The 654-nt window shown below is 37.0% G+C and carries 1 protein-coding gene; it reads left to right on the forward strand.

Features of this window, described 5'->3' with window-relative positions; translation table 11 throughout:
• Window positions 1–650, forward strand: a 650-nt coding sequence (locus HMPREF0520_RS06435; protein ID WP_006729703.1) for a restriction endonuclease subunit S domain-containing protein, incomplete at its 5' end; no start/stop codon positions are given.
• Window positions 651–654: the final 4 nt, after the last annotated feature.

Raw genomic sequence — 654 nt, forward strand, 5'->3', positions numbered from 1 at the left:
AGCAGCAAGCACGTTCTTTATTCAAAGCTTGGTTTGTTGATTTTGACCCTTTTGCTAATACTATGCTTTCCGACTGGAAAAAAGGCAAATTGAAAGACATACTGAAATTAAAGCGTCAATCAATTAAAACGGGAGAAAACACAACATTGCCTTATCTTCCTATTGATGTTATTCCAATGAGAACATTTGCATTAACTGATTTCAAACCTAATGCCGAAGCTCAAAGCAGTTTAATAACATTTGACAAAGATGACATCATTATTGGTGCAATGAGAGTATATTTTCATCGTGTTGTCCTTGCTCCCTGTGATGGCATTACAAGAACAACATGTTTCACCCTTGCACCATATAATAATGAATATCTTAGTTTTGCACTTTTGTGCTGTGACCAAGAAAGCAGCATTGATTATGCTCAAAGTACATCAAAAGGTTCAACTATGCCGTATGCCATTTGGGAAGGAGGTTTGGGAGATATGGAAATAATCATCCCAACACCTGAAATTGCAAAAAAATTCAATGAAATTGTACTTCCAATGCTCCGTCAAATTCAAAATTCATATTTCGAAAATAACCGGTTACGAGAAATACGTAATGCACTGCTTCCTCGCCTTATGTCCGACGAAGTAGACGTTTCCAACCTTGACCTCTAAGCTG

The sequence above is a fragment of the Lactobacillus iners DSM 13335 genome, assembly GCF_000160875.1.
GTDB classification, from domain to species: Bacteria; Bacillota; Bacilli; order Lactobacillales; family Lactobacillaceae; genus Lactobacillus; species Lactobacillus iners.